20 protein-coding genes, 3 tRNA genes and 1 pseudogene are annotated in these 20,352 nt (G+C 64.9%); 9 read left to right on the top strand and 15 right to left on the bottom strand.

The features are described from left to right. Positions 1 to 45 precede the first annotated feature (45 nt). From B2585_RS20685 to B2585_RS04505, 4 genes and pseudogenes are all read right to left on the bottom strand, one after another. Positions 46 to 594, bottom strand: a complete 549-nt coding sequence (locus tag B2585_RS20685; protein WP_414674036.1) for a DUF4115 domain-containing protein — start codon at positions 592 to 594, stop codon at positions 46 to 48. A 420-nt stretch (positions 595 to 1,014) separates the two neighbouring features. Next, positions 1,015 to 1,266: pseudogene (locus B2585_RS20690) on the bottom strand (helix-turn-helix domain-containing protein); the annotation flags it as partial. Between the two features lie 129 nt (positions 1,267 to 1,395). Next, positions 1,396 to 2,619, bottom strand: coding sequence for a 5-aminolevulinate synthase (gene hemA, locus B2585_RS04500; protein WP_292020456.1), 1,224 nt, complete (start codon positions 2,617 to 2,619; stop codon positions 1,396 to 1,398). 142 nt (positions 2,620 to 2,761) lie between these two features. After that, positions 2,762 to 3,364 (bottom strand): hypothetical protein, encoded by a 603-nt coding sequence (locus B2585_RS04505; protein ID WP_292020457.1) that lies wholly within the window; start codon positions 3,362 to 3,364, stop codon positions 2,762 to 2,764. 123 nt (positions 3,365 to 3,487) lie between these two features. On the opposite strand from B2585_RS04505, the gene B2585_RS04510 reads away from it, so the two are divergent. Beyond that, the gene (locus tag B2585_RS04510; RefSeq protein WP_292020459.1) at positions 3,488 to 4,879 is read left to right on the top strand and encodes a dipeptidase; all 1,392 of its coding nucleotides are present in this window, start codon (positions 3,488 to 3,490) and stop codon (positions 4,877 to 4,879) included. Next, complete coding sequence (locus B2585_RS04515; RefSeq protein WP_292020461.1) at positions 4,876 to 5,742, top strand: alpha/beta fold hydrolase; 867 nt, start codon at positions 4,876 to 4,878, stop codon at positions 5,740 to 5,742. Before B2585_RS04510 ends, B2585_RS04515 begins: the two co-directional genes overlap by 4 nt. 15 nt (positions 5,743 to 5,757) lie before the next feature. On the opposite strand, the gene B2585_RS04520 is transcribed toward B2585_RS04515, so the two are convergent. Continuing rightward, the gene (locus tag B2585_RS04520) at positions 5,758 to 6,630 is read right to left on the bottom strand and encodes a glycosyltransferase family 2 protein (protein WP_292020463.1); all 873 of its coding nucleotides are present in this window, start codon (positions 6,628 to 6,630) and stop codon (positions 5,758 to 5,760) included. A gap of 116 nt (positions 6,631 to 6,746) precedes the next feature. On the opposite strand from B2585_RS04520, the gene B2585_RS04525 reads away from it, so the two are divergent. After that, on the top strand, positions 6,747 to 7,499 hold the full coding sequence (locus B2585_RS04525; protein ID WP_292020465.1) for a hypothetical protein: 753 nt from the start codon (positions 6,747 to 6,749) through the stop codon (positions 7,497 to 7,499). Here the strand turns inward: B2585_RS04525 and B2585_RS04530 are convergent. The 7 genes from B2585_RS04530 to lon all read right to left on the bottom strand — a co-directional run bounded on the left by B2585_RS04530 (position 7,496) and on the right by lon (position 12,063). Then, positions 7,496 to 7,720 carry an RND transporter gene (locus B2585_RS04530; RefSeq protein WP_292020467.1) on the bottom strand — a complete coding sequence of 75 codons (225 nt, stop codon included), beginning with the start codon at positions 7,718 to 7,720 and terminating at the stop codon, positions 7,496 to 7,498. The two genes, B2585_RS04525 and B2585_RS04530, sit on opposite strands and share 4 nt — an antisense overlap. A gap of 142 nt (positions 7,721 to 7,862) precedes the next feature. Beyond that, positions 7,863 to 7,939 (bottom strand) — tRNA-Asp (locus B2585_RS04535). 146 nt (positions 7,940 to 8,085) lie between these two features. Beyond that, positions 8,086 to 8,161, bottom strand: a tRNA-Val gene (locus tag B2585_RS04540). Between the two features lie 48 nt (positions 8,162 to 8,209). Continuing rightward, the gene (locus B2585_RS04545; protein WP_292020469.1) at positions 8,210 to 8,800 is read right to left on the bottom strand and encodes a histidine phosphatase family protein; all 591 of its coding nucleotides are present in this window, start codon (positions 8,798 to 8,800) and stop codon (positions 8,210 to 8,212) included. Positions 8,801 to 8,862: 62 nt separating this feature from the next. Next, positions 8,863 to 8,937, bottom strand: a tRNA-Val gene (locus B2585_RS04550). A gap of 21 nt (positions 8,938 to 8,958) precedes the next feature. Next, positions 8,959 to 9,456 (bottom strand): HU family DNA-binding protein, encoded by a 498-nt coding sequence (locus tag B2585_RS04555; RefSeq protein ID WP_292020470.1) that lies wholly within the window; start codon positions 9,454 to 9,456, stop codon positions 8,959 to 8,961. 201 nt (positions 9,457 to 9,657) lie between these two features. Beyond that, positions 9,658 to 12,063: an endopeptidase La gene (gene lon, locus B2585_RS04560; RefSeq protein WP_292020472.1), complete on the bottom strand. Its 2,406-nt coding sequence runs from the start codon at positions 12,061 to 12,063 to the stop codon at positions 9,658 to 9,660. A 387-nt stretch (positions 12,064 to 12,450) separates the two neighbouring features. On the opposite strand from lon, the gene B2585_RS04565 reads away from it, so the two are divergent. Together B2585_RS04565 and B2585_RS04570 are read left to right on the top strand one after the other, a co-directional pair. Next, positions 12,451 to 13,425: a hypothetical protein gene (locus B2585_RS04565; protein ID WP_292020475.1), complete on the top strand. Its 975-nt coding sequence runs from the start codon at positions 12,451 to 12,453 to the stop codon at positions 13,423 to 13,425. Positions 13,426 to 13,531: 106 nt separating this feature from the next. After that, positions 13,532 to 14,515 carry a hypothetical protein gene (locus tag B2585_RS04570; protein WP_292020477.1) on the top strand — a complete coding sequence of 328 codons (984 nt, stop codon included), beginning with the start codon at positions 13,532 to 13,534 and terminating at the stop codon, positions 14,513 to 14,515. A gap of 2 nt (positions 14,516 to 14,517) precedes the next feature. Here the strand turns inward: B2585_RS04570 and tgt are convergent, their stop codons facing one another. After that, entirely contained in the window at positions 14,518 to 15,648 is a 1,131-nt protein-coding gene (gene tgt, locus B2585_RS04575) for a tRNA guanosine(34) transglycosylase Tgt (RefSeq protein WP_292020480.1), read from the bottom strand. A gap of 123 nt (positions 15,649 to 15,771) precedes the next feature. On the opposite strand from tgt, the gene rimK reads away from it, so the two are divergent. Continuing rightward, positions 15,772 to 17,166, top strand: a complete 1,395-nt coding sequence (gene rimK / locus B2585_RS04580; protein ID WP_292020482.1) for a 30S ribosomal protein S6--L-glutamate ligase — start codon at positions 15,772 to 15,774, stop codon at positions 17,164 to 17,166. A 188-nt stretch (positions 17,167 to 17,354) separates the two neighbouring features. Here the strand turns inward: rimK and B2585_RS04585 are convergent, their stop codons facing one another. Together B2585_RS04585 and B2585_RS04590 are read right to left on the bottom strand one after the other, a co-directional pair. After that, positions 17,355 to 18,329 carry a hypothetical protein gene (locus B2585_RS04585; RefSeq protein WP_292020484.1) on the bottom strand — a complete coding sequence of 325 codons (975 nt, stop codon included), beginning with the start codon at positions 18,327 to 18,329 and terminating at the stop codon, positions 17,355 to 17,357. 258 nt (positions 18,330 to 18,587) lie between these two features. Further along, complete coding sequence (locus tag B2585_RS04590; RefSeq protein WP_292020485.1) at positions 18,588 to 18,917, bottom strand: 4a-hydroxytetrahydrobiopterin dehydratase; 330 nt, start codon at positions 18,915 to 18,917, stop codon at positions 18,588 to 18,590. A 284-nt stretch (positions 18,918 to 19,201) separates the two neighbouring features. Between B2585_RS04590 and B2585_RS04595 the strand changes: the two genes are divergently transcribed. The 3 genes from B2585_RS04595 to B2585_RS04605 all read left to right on the top strand — a co-directional run bounded on the left by B2585_RS04595 (position 19,202) and on the right by B2585_RS04605 (position 20,349). Further along, on the top strand, positions 19,202 to 19,564 hold the full coding sequence (locus B2585_RS04595; protein ID WP_292020488.1) for an SUF system Fe-S cluster assembly protein: 363 nt from the start codon (positions 19,202 to 19,204) through the stop codon (positions 19,562 to 19,564). 111 nt (positions 19,565 to 19,675) lie between these two features. After that, positions 19,676 to 20,041: a HesB/IscA family protein gene (locus B2585_RS04600; RefSeq protein WP_292020489.1), complete on the top strand. Its 366-nt coding sequence runs from the start codon at positions 19,676 to 19,678 to the stop codon at positions 20,039 to 20,041. Beyond that, positions 20,038 to 20,349, top strand: coding sequence for a TfoX/Sxy family protein (locus tag B2585_RS04605; protein ID WP_292020491.1), 312 nt, complete (start codon positions 20,038 to 20,040; stop codon positions 20,347 to 20,349). The genes B2585_RS04600 and B2585_RS04605 overlap by 4 nt, the downstream gene beginning before the upstream one ends. The last annotated feature ends 3 nt before the right edge of the window (positions 20,350 to 20,352 follow it).

Here is a 20,352-nt window from a genome sequence, read left to right on the forward strand (position 1 = left end):
CGTGGCGAAGGGGGCGACAAGGCAACAGACTGTGAAAGCCGGGGCTTACTCGCTCGCGTCGGCCACAGCGATGAAATCGGCCAGCGCCTGATCGGCCTGGGCGTCGGCCACGGCGTAGCTCTCATGAATCGACTCGGGCGCGAGCGCCACGTTGGAGACGACGCTCGCCCCTTCGCCCGCCGGGCCATAAGCCGAGCCGTTCACGGCGAAGTAGACCGAGCCGGCGTTACCAGTGCGCAGGAGCGGCGGTTGTTCCGTCTTGGGCAGGACATAGCGCTCGCCCGCGTCGAGGATCTTTTCGAACAGGATCGAACCGTCGGCCGACTGCACGCGCACCCAGCTCGGGCGCACCGCGAAAATTGCCACGTCGGGCGCGTCGGGGCCGAAGACCCGCACCGCGCCGGACGCATCCGCGACAGCCGTTTCCACCGCCGAGTCGATGGCAGTGCCCGGTCGCGCCGGCGTGTTCGGCCGGTCTGGTCTGCGGTTTCCGGCGAGTTCCGGCATGACGCCGACTTCGCGCGGATCGAGGGTCGAGATCGGGCCATCCCGCGCGATCAGCACGGGAACGTCCAGCGCCTCGGGCCGGTACATCCGGTCGAGCGATTCGACGGACGGGGGTGAATTCAGCCCGGCCACGTCACGGACGGTTTCGCCATCGGTGGGGCCGATCGGCGTGTCGAGTTCCGGCAGGTCTTCAAGCACACCGACGCTCTGTTCGACCGGCGCGAAATCGACCTTCTGAATTTCTTGCAGCAGCGAGTAGCCGCCGAAGCCGAGGATGCCGACGATGGCCACGAGCACCCCGACCGAGCCGACGGCCCCCGGCTCGATCCCCTCGAAGATCGAAGACGGGCGCGGCACGAAAGAGGCGTTGGGATTGGCCAGCGGGTCGCTGTCCGGGTCGCGCACCTTTTCGGGCTTGGCGACGATAGAGGCCGACGGCGAAAGACCATGCGCCGTCTCGAAGCCGCTCTCCCGGCAGAACACCTTGAACGCCCATTCCGGGTCGAGCCCCAGGTAACGGGCGTAGGAGCGCACATAGCCGGCGATGAAGCCCGGCGTTTCAAATGCGGTCACATCGGCATTTTCGATGGCGGAGATGTAGGTGGCTTTGATCTTGAGTTCACGCTGGACGTCGAGCAGCGATTTGCCCAAGGTCGCGCGTTCGCCGCGCATGACATCGCCCAGACGCAGCTCGAAAGAGTCGAAACCCGAAGGTTGCTCTTCTTCCCTGACCGGAGGCGTGATCCAACGCCTGATCATACAGCCTGCCCCTGATGCTTAGAGCCGTCGTGCGGCGGTTTTCCCCAGTAACGGAACGATTCCGTCTCGTTACCGTCCTCTTACCGGTTTCTTACCACGCCGCAACGATTCTTGCACGGGAATAAGGGCTTATGCTGAAAGCTCGGCGCGATTCAGCGCACAATGCGACCAGAGCTCGTCCAGAGCGTGAACCAGCGCGTCCATCTCGCGCGGGCCGTGGACCGGCGACGGGGTGAACCGCAGACGCTCGGTCCCGCGCGGAACCGTCGGATAGTTGATCGGCTGGACATAGATGCCATAGCCGTCGAGCAGCATGTCCGAGAGCTTCTTCGTGTGAACCGGGTCGCCCACGATCACGGGCACGATGTGGCTGCCGTGGTCGATGATCGGCAGGCCCATGCCCTTCAGCCGCATCTTGAGAATCTTCGCCTGGGTCTGGTGCTGTTCACGCAGCTCCTGGTCGGTCTTGAGATGCCGGACCGAGGCCGCAGCGCCCGCGGCAAGCGCCGGGGCGAGCGACGTGGTGAAAATGAAGCCCGGCGCATAAGACCTTATGGCATCGACCATTTTCGCCGTCGCGGCAATGTAGCCGCCCATGACGCCGTAAGCCTTGGCCAGCGTGCCGTTGATGATGTCGATCCGGCCCATCAGCCCATCGCGTTCGCACACGCCCGCGCCGCGCGGCCCGTACATGCCCACCGCGTGGACTTCGTCGATATAGGTCAGCGCGCCGAACTCGTCGGCCAGGTCGCAGATGTCTTTGATCGGGCCGAAATCCCCGTCCATCGAATAAACGGATTCGAAGGCGATCAGCTTGGGCGCGTCGGGATCGTCGGCCGCCAGAAGCTCCCGCAGGTGTTCGACGTCGTTATGGCGGAAAATGCGCTTGGCACCGCCGTTGCGGCGAACCCCCTCGATCATCGAGGCGTGGTTGAGCGCATCGGAATAGATGATGAGCCCCGGAAACAGCTTCGGCAGCGTCGACAGGGTCGCGTCATTGGCGATGTAGGCCGAGGTGAACAGAAGCGCGGCTTCCTTGCGGTGCAGGTCCGCAAGCTCCGCCTCGAGCTCTTTGTGAAACACGGTCGTGCCGGAGATATTGCGCGTCCCGCCCGAGCCCGCGCCGGTGGCGTCGATGGCTTCGTGCATCGCGTTCAGCACGACCGGATGCTGGCCCATGCCGAGATAGTCGTTACCGCACCAGATCGTGACGGGTTGTTCGCTACCATCTTCCTTGCGCCACGTCGCGTGGGGGAAGTTCCCCATCTCACGCTCGATGTCGATAAAGACGCGGTAGCGCCCTTCGTCATGCAAACGCTTCAGCGCCGCATCCAGTTTGGTCTCATAGTTCACGCATTTCCCTCCCGGGCCTCGAATCTCCCGTTCACCGTGGCACAATACATATGCATATCAGGTGAACATATGCAAAATTCCTGATACACTCTGTCGCAGGCCACGCGTTGACCCAGATCAAACTTGAACGGGAAATCAGGAATTACTGGTCTGCGATCGCGACAATGCAATCGGCCTCCTTGCAGCTTTCAATCGCCGTGCGCGCACTGGCGGTCGGCCCCTTGGCGATTCCCCAGGCGCTCGACGTGGGCGAATAGGCCAGGAATTTCGGTGCCACGCCGTCGTCCCAGCTTTCGGTGACACGCGCTGTGGCGGCCTGGCTCAGCGTAAGATCGCGCGACTTGTAGCCCCGCGGCAGCATCAGCGCGGCGACCACGCATTGCCCGCCATTGGCCTGCTGACATGCCTCGATCGCGGCCCGCTGCGCCGCCTCTGGCGTGTTGAGCTGCGCGATGATCGTCGGCGGCACCTGCCCGTCACCCGAGAGCGGGAACGCCACGGCACCATAGTAGCCGTATCCGGCCTCGAGGAACTTCGCCATCTGGCTGGGCGCCTTCATCTGATCGAGCGTGAGGTTCACCGCCTGGCGCATGCCAGCGCCAAAGGCGCTCTGATCCGTGATGTGAAGGATCATCTTGGACGGCGAGAACAACTGCTTCTTCGCCGCATCGCTCGTCATCGGTTCGGCCTGCGCCGCCCCGGTGGCGGCGAGAGCAAGTACGATGCCTGTAAGCGCTTTGCGCATTTGTGGAATCCTTTTCGACTACCCGTTGCGGGCGAACCATAAAGTTTCACTCCCGGGCTGACCAGTGTGGCTGGACGCCGCTCACGACAATGCTACGGTTTCCGCCGTCAAACAGGAGGTTACATGTCCCTCGATACCGTACTCGTCAAGATCGACGGCGAACTCGACGCCGCCCTCGACCGACTCAACACACTGCTCGCGATCCCCTCGATCTCGACCGACCCCGCCTACAAGGACGACTGTCGCGCTGCGGGCGATCTGCTCGTGCGCGACCTTGCCTCGATCGGATTCGATGCCGAACTGCGCGACACGCCCGGACATCCGATGGTGGTTGCGCACGGGGGGCCGGATGAAAAGGACGACGTGCCGCACCTTCTGTTCTATGGACACTACGACGTGCAGCCGGTCGATCCGCTTGAACTGTGGAACACCCCGCCCTTCGAGCCGCAGATCGAAGAGGTGAACGGCGAACGCGTCATCCGCGCGCGCGGCGCCTCCGACGACAAGGGCCAGCTCATGACCTTTATCGAGGCAATGCGGGCGTGGCAGGAGGTGAACGGCACCCTGCCCTGCCGCATCACCATCTTCCTCGAAGGTGAGGAAGAATCGGGGTCCCCCTCGCTTGTCCCTTTCCTCGAGGCGAACCGGGAAGAACTGAAAGCGGACGTCGCGATGATCTGCGACACCGGCCTGTATGACGGGCGCGTGCCGGCCATCGTGACCCAGCTGCGCGGACTTCTGGCCGAGGAAATCACGCTCAAGGCCGCGAATCGCGACCTGCATTCGGGCTTCTACGGCGGTCTCGCTCAGAACCCGATCCACCTGCTCACGCAAATCGTCGCAGACCTGCGTGATGACAACGGATCGGTCACGCTCCCCGGCTTCTATGACGACGTGCCGGACCTCACCGACACCCTGCGCGAACAATGGGAGGGGCTGAACTTCGACCACGCCCGGATGCTCGAGGATGTGGGTCTCTCCGTCCCAGCGGGCGAACAGGACCGCACCCCGCTCGAAAAGGTCTGGTCGCGCCCGACCTGCGAGGTGAATGGCATCTGGGGCGGCTATACCGGCGACGGCTTCAAGACGGTCCTGCCCGCCGAGGCGCATGCCAAGATCAGCTTCCGGCTCGTGGGACAACAGGACCCCGACAAGATCCATGCGGCTTTCGTCGATTTCGTGAACGCCCGCCTGCCCGCCGATGTCACCTGCGACTTCGGCAACGGCCACGGCGCACCGGCGAGCGTCATGTCGACCGAGAACCCGGCGTTCGAAATCGCGCGCGGCGCGCTGTCGGACGAATGGGGCGTGGAGGCGGCCTTCGTCGGCGCGGGCGGATCGATCCCGGTGGCGGGCCACTTCAAGAACATTCTGGGGATGGACGCCATGCTCATCGGTTTCGCCAAGGAAGACGACGCGATCCACTCGCCGAACGAGAAATACGACGTGAAAAGCTACCACAAGGGCATCCGCAGCTGGGCGCGCATCCTCGCGGCCCTGTCGGAGGCCGCGTGACCCCCGAGGGCTTCACCACAGGGCGGTTCGACCACGACGGGACCGGCATCGCCTATGACATCGGGGGGAGCGGCCCACCGCTCCTCCTTCTCCACGGCTTTCCCCAGACCCGCGCGCTGTGGTGGAAGGTCGCACCGCATCTGGCCGAATCCCACACCGTCGTCATGGCCGACCTGCGCGGCTATGGCGCCTCGGACAAGCCCGACGATCCCGCGCTCTATTCCTTCCGGCACATGGGGGGCGACATGCTCGCCCTGATGACCCACCTCGGCTTCGACCGCTTCGCCGTCGCGGGCCACGATCGGGGCGGGCGCACGGCGCACCGGGTGGCGCTCGACGCGCCCGCGCGGATCACGCGACTGGCGCTTCTGGACATCGTGCCGACCGAGATGATCCTGAATCAGCTCTCCCATCCGGTCGCGCGCGCCTACTACCACTGGTTCTTCCTCGCCCAGCCCGCGCCCTTCCCGGAAACCCTGATCGGCGCCGACCCGGACTATTACTTCGAGAGCTGCCTTCTGGGCTGGGGGGCGGCCCAACTCACCGACTTCGCGCCGGACCAACTCGCCGCCTACCGCGAAAGCTGGCGCGACCCGGCTGCGATCCGCGCCATGTGCCACGACTACCGCGCCGCCATCGACCTCGACCTTCCTCTCGACGAGGCCGACCTCGGCCGCCGCGTCTCCGCGCCCACCCTCATCGGCTGGGGCCGGGACGGCGCAATGGGCCGCGCCTATGACGTGGCCGGCACCTGGGCCGACCGGATCGAACAGATCACGCCCGCGCCGCTGCCCGGCGGTCACTTCATGATCGACAGCCACCCGGAGGAAGTCACGAAGGCTCTCGGGGACTTCTTCGCCTGACCGCGCGCCACCCCCTCAGACGATCCCGAAGAACCGCTCCGGCAGCTCGTGCATATGGGCATAAGTCCCGCGCGGGAAATGCCACAGCCCGTTGCCCCGCTCGCTCCACCCGTCATGCATCTTGCGCCGGTACGGCGACATGTCGAAACCGCGCACGATAGGTCGGGTCGAGAATTCGTCGAACATCGCCTTGTCATCTCCACGTTCCTCGGCGAACCAGTGCCCGCCGATTCCGGTCTGTTCCTTGCGCGCGCCCGCCGCCGCCACAGTCGCGTTTCGCCGGTCCATGACCCCGGAATACTGGTCCGTGTCGCAATATTTCATATGGAAAAGGTAAAGCGCCTCGGGCGTGTTGAGCTCGTCGTATTCAGCGTAATGCCCGCCCCTCGACACCTTTCCGGGGAACCCCAGCACACAGGGCTTGGAGTAATGATAGGTCACCCGCACATGCCGGCGCGGGCCGAGGATCGGCCCCTCGATCGGGTCGGGCTCCTGCATTGGCCGGTGCATCACCTCGAGCCCGAGCGGGGTCAGGATCTTGCGCCCCGGCACCTTCTCCAGAAACCCGAGCAGGTCGAGGCCCAGATGCGGGTCGGCCACCACATACTCGTCCACGTCCCCCACGATCACATACTTGAAGTAGGAGCGCAGCCCGTTCGCGAGCCCGTTGAACAGCCGCCAGCGCCGCTGGTCGAACTTCTCCGACGTGCCGGGAATGGCCATGACATTGCAGTCGCCCGCAATACGGTTCACAGCGTCCTGGTTGCCGTGATTGATGACATAGCAGTTCTCCGGGCCGAACAGCCCGCCGTAATACTGCACCCAGCGTTCCAGGAAAAAGTCATCGTCGCGCACCATCGTCAGGGCGGCGGCTGTGCTCTGCATCATGTGTCCCCATTCGGCCTCTTCGGACCTGTTTGGCCAAGGCTACACTGGCCCACAGCCATGCGACTAGTCCCTTTTGCGTCTTTTCAAGGCCCCTGCGACACGGCACTGTCGCCGCGATGGGACGCAATACTCTGGCAGACACGGGGATCGAGATCCACCGCAGGCACGGCACCGTGCCCGACCACCTTCAGGTGTTCGGCGAACGCTCGTCAGGGACGAATTTCGTGAACCGTTTGCTCGCCAAGAACAGCGCTCTCACGCCCGTCGATCACTACGGCTGGAAACACGGCTTCGCACAGATGACGGGCGTCGGCGCGCGCGCCCTCATCGTCGGGGTCGCGCGCGACCCGCTCGCTTGGGCGCGCTCGATGTATGCCAAGCCCTGGCATTGCCCGCCCGAGATGCAGGCCCTTGATTTTCCCGCATTTCTACGGGCCGAATGGCGCACGGTGATCGACCGCAAGCGCTATTTCCCGCAGTCGGGAGAGCGTGGGACGGTCGGCACGCCGCTCCAACAGGACCGCCATCCGATCACCGGCGCGGCCTTCGCCAATCTTGCGCAATTGCGCAGCTTCAAGGCCGCCTATCTGCTGGGATTGCGCATGCGCGGCGTGAACCTCGTCCTGTGCCGGTTGGAGGCCGTTCAGGCCGACCCCGAAGCCTTCGTCGTGGCGGTCAGCGAGGCTTTCGACCTGCCCCCGGTCGCGGCCTACGCCCCCGTGACCAAACGGCTCGGCTCCCGCTTTCTGGCGAATGTCGAGAACCGGCCGGACCCTCCCGAGGTGGTCAGCCCTGACGACCGGGCTTTCCTTGCAAAGGAACTCGATACGCGGATCGAATCCGCATGGGGGTTCGCCCCGCTCGCCTAGGCCGTGACGCGCAACTGCGCCACCCGTGCGAGCTTCGCCACCAGCACCAGCCACGGCAGCCCATGCATCGCCAGATCGAAGATGTCGACGGGTGCCGCGAGCGTGCCGGAAAACAGCATCCCCAGCTTTTCCCAGACATGCGGCGGCGTGAACGGCGCAAGCCCGATGGTCGCGCAGAAGATCAGGATCGTCGTGATCGGGATGGAGTCGAGAAGTCGCATGGGCCGTCCGCTTTTGGCGCCACTGTGACAAACGCCCCCGCCCGCGCCAATGAGCCATACTGGCGCACCCGCCGGGCCCCTCTCGGACACGAAAAGGCCCCCGAGCGGGAGCCCTTCGACCGGATTTCCGGCAACGCAGCAGTGGCGCGGTTGACGGGGCTCGAACCCGCGACCTCCGGCGTGACAGGCCGGCACTCTAACCAACTGAGCTACAACCGCCCGCTGCGTGAGGGGCCTTCTACGTCGCGGGGATGGGAGCGTCAAGCGCTTCGGCGGCGCGAAATGAAGATTTTTTGGGAATGGATTCACACTCGCGCCGGGGGCCGGATTCCGGATGCCAAAGGTGTGCAGATCGGGAGGGGGTATGGTGGGTGATGACGGGCTCGAACCGCCGACATCCTCGGTGTAAACGAGACGCTCTACCAACTGAGCTAATCACCCGTGAGCCGGGGATTTACCGGGGTGAGACGGGTCTGGCAAGCCCCCCTGTCACTCATTGGACGAGACGACCGAATGGATGCCGTCCCTGATGCGATAGACATCGCCCTGCCGCCCGGGAAGTTCGTCGAGGCGGTCCGGCCCCCAGCCCATCGCCTGCGTGCGCAGCACCCGCGACAAAAGGCCGTGACAGACAAGGACGGTGGGCCCCTCGATCCGTTCCAGCACCCGCCCCGCCCGGTCCCAGAAGGCATCGAGCCGCTCCCCACCCGGCGCGCGCAGGCACCAGTCGAGGTGGCTGTCTCCCGCGCGCGGCCCCGTGCCTTGCGCGATGAGGTCGTCGTACATCAGGGTCTGCCAGTCTCCCATGTAGAGCTCTTTCAGGTCGTCATCCGTCGCGACCGGCCCAGTCACACCCATCGCGCTGGCGACATGCTCGGCGGTTTCGCGCGCCCGGATCAGTGGCGAGGACCGCAGCGCGTGAGTCGCCCCCGTGACCCCCTGCGCCGCGAGGCTTCGCGCCATGCCGGCGGCCTGCGCATGACCGCGATCATTCAGCCGCGACTCGTGCTGGCCCTGAATCCGGCGCGCCGCGTTCCAATGGGTTTCACCGTGGCGAAGGACATAAAGCTCGGGCAGCATCACGCGCCCTCAAACGACAAAAGCGCGGCAGAAGCCGCGCCCTCGTGTCTCCGGGTGGAGAATGGTGGGTGATAAGAGATTCGAACTCCTGACATCTTCGATGTGAACGAAGCGCTCTACCACTGAGCTAATCACCCGCCGTGGCGCGCTAATTAGCGTCACTCGGCAGCGGTTGCAAGGGGGTCGTTACCGTCGCCCTCGGGCTTTTTCCGCTTCACCTTCGTGATGATGACTTCGCCATCGTCCACGTCCTTGCGGCGCTGGACCTTCACGGTACCAAGTGGCTGAAGTTGCAGGATTTCCGCTTCTTCCAGCATGCTGCCCAGTTCGATCAGAAGCGCCTCTGTCACCTGCCGCACATAGCGCGGCTTGACGCCGGACCGCGCGACCACGCGGTCGATCAGGTCCTTCTTGACCATCTTGCCGTCCGGGCCGTCGTCATCGTTGCTGCCGGTCGCCGGAACCGGGCGTGTCACGCCCTGAACAGGGGCGGCCGCCGGCTTGTCCTCAGGGGCCACCAGGCCCTCGGCCTCGGCTGCGACCGCGGCGTCAATCTCGCCGGAGGCGGCCGCCGTCTTGGTCGGGGCGGATTTCGCCCGGCTGGAGGTCGCAGTAGCCTTGGATTTCGTGCTGCTCTTTTTCGTGCTCGTTACCATGCTAAAAATGCCTGTGTGATAGCCCGGCTTCTTTGGCCGGTTCTCATGAAAGGCGTGGGTCCGGCTCATCCGGCTTCACACCTGAAGCAAACCTATAACGATTTGGTTAACAAATAAAGGGGGCAGCTTGGCGCCCCCAACAAAATATGGGGCCGGGCACAAGATGTGCGCCCGGCCCCGGTCGTTTCAAATCGGTTGCGCCTAGTGGGCGATCGGGGCGCGTTCACCCTCGGTCCGTGCCGCCGCGGCCGCAGCGGCCTCCTCGGCAGCCTCGTCCCATTCCACGGGCTCGGGCTTGCGGGTCAGCGCCTGCTCCAACACCTCGCTCACATGCGTCACGGGGATGATGTCCAGCCCCGCCTTCACGTTCTCGGGAATGTCGGACAGGTCCTTCACGTTCTCTTCCGGAATGAACACGGTCTTGATCCCGCCACGAAGCGCTGCGAGCAGTTTCTCCTTCAGCCCGCCGATGGGCATGGCATTCCCGCGCAGCGACACTTCGCCCGTCATGGCAATGTCCTTGCGCACCGGTATCTGCGTCAGCACCGACACGATGGACGTCACCATGGCAAGACCGGCGGACGGCCCGTCCTTGGGCGTCGCCCCGTCGGGAACGTGGACGTGGATATCCCAGCGGTCGAACTTCGGCGGCTTCACCCCGATTTCCGGCGCGATGGAGCGGACATAGCTCGCCGCCGCATCAATGGACTCCTTCATCACATCGCCCAGCTTGCCGGTCGTCTTCATCCGACCCTTGCCCGGCAGGCGCAGCGCCTCGATCTGAAGCAGGTCGCCACCCACGCTGGTCCAAGCCAGCCCGGTCACGACGCCGATCTGATCTTCCTTCTCGGCCAGACCGTAGCGATGCTTGCGCACGCCCAAGTAATCCTCGAGCGTCTCCGGCGTCACTTCGACCTTCTCTTCCTCTTTGCGCACGATCTTGGTCACGGCCTTCCGTGCCAGTTTCGCGATGTCGCGTTCGAGGTTCCGCACCCCCGCCTCGCGGGTGTAGTAACGAATGATATCGGTCAGGGCCGTATCGGTCACCGTGAACTCGCCCTTGCGCAGACCGTGGTTCTTGACCTGCTTGTCGACCAGGTGTTGCTTGGCGATCTCGCGCTTTTCGTCCTCGGTGTAACCCGCGAGCGAGATGATCTCCATCCGGTCCAGAAGCGGCCCCGGCATGTTGTAGGAGTTCGCCGTGGTCAGGAACATGACGTTCGAGAGGTCGTATTCCACCTCAAGGTAGTGGTCCACGAAGGTCGAGTTCTGCTCCGGGTCCAGCACTTCAAGCATGGCCGACGCCGGATCACCGCGGAAGTCCTGCCCCATCTTGTCGATCTCGTCGAGCAGGATGAGCGGGTTCGTCGTCTTGGCCTTTTTCAGCGCCTGAATGATCTTGCCCGGCATGGACCCGATATAGGTCCGGCGGTGACCGCGGATCTCGCTTTCGTCACGCACGCCGCCCAGCGAGATGCGGATGAACTCACGCCCCGTCGCCTTGGCCACGGACTGGCCGAGCGAGGTCTTACCGACACCCGGCGGACCCACAAGGCACATGATCGGGCCGCGCAGCTTTTTCGAGCGTTGCTGCACCGCGAGATACTCGACGATGCGCTCCTTGACCTTCTCGAGCCCGTAGTGGTCCTGATCGAGCACCTTCTGGGCGTTGTCGAGGTTCTTCTTCACGCGCGACTTCACGCCCCACGGGATCGACAGCATCCAGTCGAGGTAGTTGCGCACGACGGTCGCCTCGGCGCTCATCGGGCTCATGTTCTTGAGCTTCTTGAGCTCGCCCTCGGCCTTCTCGCGCGCTTCCTTGGAGAGTTTCGTCTCCTCGATCCGCTTTTCGAGTTCGGCGATCTCGTCCTGACCCTCGCCGTCTTCGCCAAGCTCCTTCTGAATGGCCTTCATCTGCTCATTCAGGTAGTACTCGCGCTGCGTGCGCTCCATCTGGCTCTTCACGCGGGTCTTGATCTTCTTCTCGACCTGAAGGACGGACATTTCGCCCTGCATCAGGCCATAGACCTTCTCGAGCCGCTCATCGATGGGCAGGGTTTCGAGAAGCTCCTGCTTCTGATCCACCTCGACACCCAGATGGCCCGCGACAAGGTCGGCAAGCTTGGCCGGCTCGCGCGTCTCGGACACGGCGGCCAGCGCCTCTTCGGGGATGTTCTTCTTGACCTTGGCGTACCGCTCGAACTCCTCCGTCACGGACCGGACCAGCGCATTGGCGGCGGCCTCGTCACTGACGGTTTCAAGCAGGATTTCCGCCTCGGCCTCGAAGAAGTCGGGGTTGGACAGGAAATTGGTGATGTTCACCCGTGCCTGGCCTTCGACCAGCACTTTTACCGTGCCGTCCGGCAGCTTGAGCAGCTGGAGCACATTGGCGAGAACGCCGACGCGGTAGATACCCTCTTCGCTGGGATCGTCCTCTGCCGGGTCGATCTGGCTCGACAGCAGGATCTGCTTGTCGTCCGCCATCACTTCCTCCAGCGCCTTGACGCTCTTCTCGCGGCCGACGAAGAGCGGCACGATCATGTGGGGGAAAACCACGATGTCGCGCAGCGGGAGCACGGGATGGATTTGTTTCGGTTGCTCGGTCATGACTGTTCCTTATCTCGGCAAGACGCCCGGCCCCGATCATCGGCAGCACGGACCGTCCCCTCTGTTCGCCTGACAGATCTGGGGGTCTTGCGCCCCGGTTTCAAGCAGATCTGTAACGCCTCGTTCAAGCCATAGTGCCTGTGAGCACCCGGAACGACAAGGGCTCGCAGCCGCGAATTTAGGTCCAATTCGCGCCGTGATCTATCCGGCTTTCTTCGCCGCATTGTCGCCGCCAATGAGACAGCCTTTCCAGACAGTACGGAAAACCCACCGCTATTGTCGGCCGAAGCCAAACAAACTCCTACCGAATTTCACATTTCCGACCCATTTCGCCGCACTCCCGCCCCCATTTCTTAAGATACCTTTAGGATAACCAAGGACGAGACCATGTTCACACGAATGATCCGACGCCTGCACAGGGACCGACGCCGCATCGCGGTGCTGTTCGCCTTGCTGTTCGGCGCGGGGGTTGTCGAGACCTGGAACAAGTCCGACCTCTTCCCGCCCGGCGTGATGGAGGTCGGGGCCGGGATCGGCCTGCTGGTCTTCGTCGGCACCTTCCTGATCGCAGCGGGCCTCGCCCTGCCCAGCTTGCGCCACGCCTACACGCCCATCGGCCTCACGCTCTTTGGCGCGGCCGTCCTGGGCCGGGTCTTTCCGGGCTCCGCCTTCTCGCTTCTCACGATCACCGAGGGCGGCGCACGCTCGATCGCCGGGCTGATCACCACCGGGCTGTTCGTGCACTTCCTGTTCTATGGCCGCTGGTCGGACAAGCTGCTCACGATGCGACGCTCGCGCAATACGACGCGTCTCACCACGATCAAGCTGGAATCCGACACCCTGTGGCATGGCTTCGTTCCCACACCCGGACGCCGCGAGATGCTGCATGATCCCGATGTTCTTTCGGTCGACTGGGTGGACCGCGAACGCTCCCGCGTGCGGATCATCCGGTGGGCACCGCCCGCCAAGAAGATCGAAGAATTCCACCAGATCGAGGATTACCTCCCCGGTGCCTACATCGTCTATCGCTGGGTGCGTCAGGACGAGGAGCGCAAGGAACGGCTGCTGCGCGGACTGCGGGCCGTGAAGATGATCGACCTCGTCGACCGGCGCGTGATCTACATCACCGAGTTCAACCACAACCGGCCCCTGCGCAAGGTGTTGTTCGACTGGATCGACGACAGCCTCGGGCGGATCGAGGATGAACGCCTCGCCCAGCTGGAAAGCGCGGCCGGCTCGACCAAATCCAAGGAAGCCGCCCGGCGCGAGAGCCTTGCGGTCGGCGGCGTGCTGCGCCCCAAGGGCCAGGGAGATGAGCGGCTTCGCCCCCGACCGCCGTTGATGGCATCCGCGGCCGAATGACCCGGCCTATGCGCCGTTAACCAGTTAGGATTTCCGCGCGCCGACTGCCACAAATTCGCCAAGTTCGGTGCCCATTCCGGCAATCTCTTTCACGGAGGCTGCCGCCATGCTCACCCGTTTCAAACAGACCCTGTATCGTGACCGGAAACGGCTCGTCTTCTCGGCGACCCTGATCCTCCTCGCGACGCTGGTGGGGTATGACTTCGTGCCGGATGTGGCACCCGGACTGCCCAGCGAGGCTGTCGTGGCGCTTGCGATCATCTGCGCCCTGCCGCTCGTCACGCGTTACTTGCCGAAACAGCGCCATGCGGTAGAGTTGGCCGCCCTCGCCAACCTCATATTCGTCGTGATCGGGCGGGTGTTTCCGGCGTCCAATTTCAACCTGGCCAACCCAGAGGTGAACTTGATCTCGGCGACGATCCTCTATCTCGTCGTCATCGCGCTCACAGCGGGCCTCACCCTCGGGCGCTGGTCGGACCGGGTTCTCAAGCCCCGCAGGATGCGGCTGCGGGCGCACGGCTATTCCCAGCTTTCGCCGCGCGAACTCTGGTACGGGCTCGTCCCGACCCCCGGCCACCTCGACGAATGTGCTGAACCCGAGGTCGTTTCGATCGAATACACCGACGCCACGCGCCGGCACATTCGGATGATCCACTGGCTCCCTCCGCACAGACGGTTCGAGTCACTGGTGGAAATCAAGGAAATGGACCTCATGCGCTCGGTCACCATGCTCTACAGCTTCAGTGGCACCGAACGTGAAGACCCGGCCTCCGAGGGCCTCACCACCTTCCGGATCATCGACGAAGGGCGGCGGCGGCGCATCGAGCTTGACCATGTCATGACGGCCCTGCCACTGCGTCGGGCGCTGCGCGGTTATCTGGACGATACGCTCGGGCGCATGATGGATCGCCGCCTCCTGCTCATCGAGCGCGCCGCTCTGCGCGCCCGGCACAGTTCCCGCGCCGCCGCGCGCGCTGCCTCGGGCCGGCGCGAGTTGTTCGATGCCATCGGATACCAGCCCGAACGCCCGCCCGGAAAGGAACGACGCCGTGCCTTCCCGTCGCTGGGGTCTCTGTCGGCGCGGGGCTAGGGTCAGAGCGGCGCGATGTCGCCCTCGGCGCGAAGCGCGTGGAAATCCGCCTCGAACACGGCGAAGCGCCCCTCTGCGATGGCCGCCCGCATCCCCGCCATCAGTTCTTGGTAGTAATGCAGGTTGTGCCATGTGAGCAGCATGCCCGAGATCATCTCGCCCGCCCGGAACACATGGTGCAGATAGGCACGCGAATACCCGGTGCAGGCCGGACAGGTGCAGGCCTCGTCCAGCGGGCGCGGATCGTCCGCATGGCGCGCGTTCTTGATGTTGACCTGCCCGCGGCGCGTCCAGGCCTGACCCGTGCGCCCCGACCGTGACGGCAGGACGCAATCCATCATGTCCACCCCGCGCTTGACCGCGCCCAGAATGTCGTCTGGCTTGCCCACCCCCATCAGGTAGCGCGGCTTGTCCTCGGGCAGCATCCCCGGCGCATAATCCAGAACGCCAAACATCGCTTCCTGCCCCTCACCGACGGCCAGCCCGCCGATCGCATAGCCTTCGAACCCGATGGCCTTCAGCGCCTCGGCACTCTCGCCGCGCAACTCCTCCGTCACGCCCCCCTGCTGGATACCGAAGAGCGCGTGACCCGGCCGGTCGCCAAAGGCATCGCGCGAGCGCTGCGCCCACCGCATCGACAGCCGCATCGACTGCGCCACCGTCGCCTCGTCCGCGGGCAGCGCGGGACACTCGTCGAAACACATCACGATGTCCGACCCGAGCTGCCGCTGTATTTCCATGCTCGTCTCAGGGCTGAGCATATGTTTCGACCCGTCCACATGACTGCGAAACGTCACCCCGTCCTCGGTCAGCTTGCGCAGATCGGCCAGGCTCATCACCTGGAACCCGCCACTGTCGGTCAGGATCGGCTTGTCCCAGTTCATGAACCGGTGCAGCCCGCCCAGCCGTTCCACCCGCTCGGCCCCGGGCCGGAGCATCAGGTGATAAGTGTTACCCAGCAGGATATCGGCCCCGGTCGCCGCCACGCTTTCGGGCAGCATCGCCTTCACCGTCGCCGCCGTGCCCACCGGCATGAAGGCCGGGGTGCGGATGTCGCCGCGCGGGGTCGAGATGAGGCCGGTGCGGGCCGCGCCATCCGTCGCGCCAAGGGAAAATGAGAAACGCTCTGTCATGCCCGTCCCATACGCCCGGTCGCATTTCAGGGCAAGCGAGCGGCGCCTTCCCCTGTCGCGCGCCCCGCAATCCATGCTAGGGGTCGGAAAAACGCAAGACGACAGACGAGACAGGGAGAGACCATGACCAGCACACCGCTCCACTTCGGGTGGGAGGAATGGCTTTCGCTCCCGGAACTCGGAATCCCCTCGGTCAAGGCCAAGATCGACACCGGCGCGCGGACCTCCGCGCTCCATGCCGACGAGATCGAGACGTTCGGCCCCTCCTCCGACCCCAAGGTCCGCTTCACCCTGCGCCCGGTACCGGGACGCGACGATATAGTCGTGCCCTGCTCGGCCTCCGTGATCGACCGGCGCGAGGTCACGTCATCGAACGGCGAAAGCGAAAATCGCATCGTGATCCAGACGACCCTTTCGGTCGGCGGCCAGAGCTGGCCCATCGAGGTGACGCTCACCAACCGCGAGACGATGGCCTCGCGGATGCTGCTCGGACGGCAAGCCCTGCTCGACCACATCACCATCTCGGCGCACGAACGCCACCTCCAGCCGGAGCTGGGCTACGATGTCTACCACACCTCCGACCTGCCCCGCGCCCAGCCCCGCCGCGCGCTGCGCGTCTGCGTCCTGTCGCGCGAGAACAACTATACCACCCGGCGTCTCGTCGAAGAGGGCGAGGCACGCGGCCACACGGTCGAGGTGATCGACACCACCCGCTGCTACATGGCGATCAACGCGCTCGCGCCCGAGGTCCATTACGACGGCGCGCGCCTGCCGGTCTATGACGCGGTCATCCCCCGCATCGGCGCCTCGATCACCACCTACGGCACCGCCGTCGTGCGCCAGTTCGAAACCATCGGCACCTTCTGCCTGAACGGCTCGGCGGGCATCGGCGGCTCGCGCGACAAGCTTTTCGCGCATCAGCTCATGGCCAAGGCCGGGATCGGCATGCCCGACACCGCCTTCGCCGCCTCGCCCAAGGACAACGCGAACCTCGTGGGCCTCGTGGGTGGCGCGCCCCTGATCGTCAAACTGCTCGAATCCACCCAGGGACGCGGCGTGGTCCTGGCCGAAACCCGCAAGGCGGCGGAATCCGTCATCGACGCCTTCCGGGGGCTGAAGGCCAATTTCCTCGTTCAGCACTTCGTGAAAGAGGCCGCGGGCGAGGACATCCGCTGCCTCGTCATCGGGGCCAAGGTGGTGGCGTCCATGAAACGCACCGGGGCCGACGGCGATTTCCGCTCGAACCTCCACCGGGGCGGCTCGGCCACCAAGGTGCGCATCACGGCCGAGGAACGGCGCACGGCCCTGCGCGCCGCCCGCGCCTTCGGCCTCTCGGTGGCGGGCGTCGATCTGCTCCGGTCCGAGACCGGCCCCAAGGTGCTCGAGGTGAATTCCTCCCCCGGCTTCGAGGGGATCGAAGGCGCGACCCAGAAGAACCTGACGGGCCTGCTGTTCGACGAGGTCGAGCGCCGCGCCCGCCCTGTTCCCAAACGCCGCCGCAAACAAACCGCGTCCTGATCTTCTCTGTTTCAGGAAACCTCGGGGGTGCGGGGGCAGCGCCCCCGCGTAATGATGTGGTGCGGGGGCAGAGCCCCCCGCGTTAAACATGCGGTGCGGGGGCAGAGCCCCCGCCTACCGCGCGCCGGCGCCGTAGGCGCACGGGCGCAAAACCTGTGCGCGGCGAAGCCGCGCGCCTTTGCATTACCTCAGCTACGTTCCAGCACGACCGCCCGCACCCCGCCCGGATCGGAGATCCGGCGCACCGGATAACTGTAGCCCCATTGCAGGCCATAGGTCGCCGCCGCCCCGATGACAGGGTCGTCCCGGCTCAGTATGCGGCTGTAGCGTGGATCGGTCTTCGCCTGCACCCCGACCCCGGCATAGACCAGCGCGGCCATGATCGCCTCGCCCGACGGCACCGTCACCGTGTCGATCACCGGCCCCTCATCCCACCGCCGGAGCAGCACCTCGAGCCAGCCGACCGGCGCCTCCGGATGACCCGGCGCGCGGTAGACGTCCACCTGCGCCGGCGCCACCTCCCGCGCCCCCAGTTGCACAGCCCTGAGGTCAACGTCACGGCGCACCAGTGCCGGAAGGCGCGGCATCACGCCCGCCTTCGCCGCCACATGCATCGCGAAGGACAGACACCCGCCGCCCTCATAAAGATCGGGGCGCAGGACGAGGCTGTAGTTCTCGTGCGGCGCGTCCGGGTGCGTCTCGAACTCTGCCACCTCCGCGCGCGCCGCGGCACATCGGGCCGCCGACACCTCGCTCGCCACGACAACGCCGCGCCCCTCGGTCAACGCGCGGTTCTGCGCTTCGGGAAACTCGGCGAGTGGCACGATATCGCCGTCGAAGAAAGTGGACAGGATCGGCGTCACGCCCCAGCCTGTCAGGAACATCCGCTGGCCCTGAAGGTCCTGCTCCCCGGTCATCGAGGTCATGCCGCGCACGCCGCCGCATTGCCAGCCGACGATCAGGTGGCCGATGGTCGTCCCGGCCTCCATCGCGCCCAACTGGTCGAACACGAGGCGCGCCAAGGTGCCCCGCGCCTTCTCGGGCGATGACAGGTCGATGGGATTGGCGGGGGGAACATAGGCGAGGATCACATAATCCTTACCCGGTTTCAGATCGAGACGGCGCAGGTATTCCGGCCAGCCACCTTCCTCGAACGGTGCCATCACACTCTTTGATGAAAATTGCGCGGCTGCCGGCTCGCCCCGGTCGGAACATGCGGCCAGAAAAGTCAGAGCCAACACGCCGATCAGGCGTGCGATCCCGCTCACCCGGTCTCTCCCGTGACGCCGTCCATCTGCCCTGCCATCGTCCGTCCGCTGCCCCCCGGGTCCTGTCCCTGTCTCTACCGCGCCCGGCCTCATGCGGCAACGTTCACGGCCCCGCGTCCGGTCTGAATATGGCGGACCGGACGCGGACGCGCCTCAGCCGAACATCGCGTCCAGCTTGGCCGCGCAGATGAAATCGTTTTCCGACAACCCGCCGACCGAATGGGTGGTGAAGCTCACCTCGGCATAGCCGTAGCCCAGCTTGATATCCGGATGGTGGTCCTCGGCCTCGGCCAGGTAGCCGACGCCGTTGACCAGCATCAGCGCCTTCGCGAAGCCCTTGGTCTTGTAACGACGGGTGAGCGTATCGCCGTCCACGCTCCACTCGCTGCTGATCTGCGCCGTCATCTCGTCCAGCGCCGCGCCCGTCAGTTGCGGCGTATCGGCGGGAAGGTCCTTGCAGCTCTTGTTCGTCAGGTCGCTCATGTTGTCCTCCAATGCAATTGTGTCTGCCCCAACACGGGGCGCGCGGATGGGGTTCAGACGTGATGTGGTCCGATTGCCCCGTCAACGACCCTCATGCCGTCGAATCCCCGCACATGGCCGCCACCTGACCACATCGGCACCGTTCGCGCCCCGGGCCAAACCGCGCTCCTCACCGTTTCGTGCGCCAAACACCCCCGAAACACCCCAAATCGCACCGTTTCGCCCCCCTAGACCTCGGGAACGCAAAAACCTATATGTTCAGTCAGGAATTGTAAGGACGCGTGATGAACACCGAAAGCCCCAAGATGGAGGGAGCGCCCCTCATCCAACCGTCGAGCACCGATCACCCGCTCTACGAGAAGGTGGTGGATGCATGCCGCTCGGTCTATGACCCGGAAATCCCGGTGAATATCTATGACCTCGGCCTCGTTTACACGATCGACATTTCGGACGAAAACGACGTCTTCATCGCCATGACCCTCACCGCGCCGGGCTGCCCGGTGGCGGGTGAGATGCCGGGCTGGATCGTCGACGCGATCAGCCCCGTCGAGGGGGTCAAGGGTGTCGACGTGGAACTCACCTGGGATCCGCCCTGGGGCATGGACATGATGTCCGACGAAGCGCGGCTTGAGCTGGGCTTCATGTAACACACGGACCGGCCGCGCCCGTCGCGGCCCGTCGCACCGCCCGGCCCCGCCGGGGTGCTTGAGAACGCACCGCAGAAACCTTACCTTCAAAGTAAGGAAAAGGAGTCACCCATGTTCGGTATTCCCGGCAAACAGGCCGTAACCCTCACCGACAAGGCCGCGGCCCAGATCGCCCGCCTGATGGAGAAGGACGGCCATAAGGGCCTGCGCATCGGCGTCAAGAAGGGCGGCTGCGCGGGCATGGAATACACGATGGATTACGTCGACGAGGTCGACAAGAACGACGAGGTCGTCGAACAGGACGGCGCGGTGGTGATGATCGCGCCGATGGCCCAGATGTTCCTGTTCGGGACCGAGATCGACTATGAGACGTCCCTGCTGGAAAGCGGGTTCAAGTTCCGCAACCCCAACGTGGTCGACGAATGTGGCTGCGGCGAGTCGATCAAGTTCGACGAGAACATCGGAGCCGCCGAGTGAGCGTCTCGGATGACGACATCGCGCATGTCTACGAGGTTTTCGAAGGTCTGGAAGGCGTCACGCATCGCAAGATGATGGGTGGCGCCTCTTTCTATTGCGACGGCCAGATCTTCGCGATCATCTCGGCCTCCGGTCAGATCTATCTCAAGGCCAAGGGCGACTTCGCCGCTGCGCTCGCGGACGAAGGCGCGTCCAAGTTCTCGATGGAGGACGGGCGCACCATGGGCTACTGGACCCTCCCCGACGCGGCGGTGGACGACCCCGAGATCGCGACCGACTGGGCCCGGCGCGCACTCGCCGCACTCTGACCC

Source organism: Maritimibacter sp. UBA3975 (genome assembly GCF_002384975.1).
Classification (GTDB): Bacteria; Pseudomonadota; Alphaproteobacteria; order Rhodobacterales; family Rhodobacteraceae; genus Maritimibacter.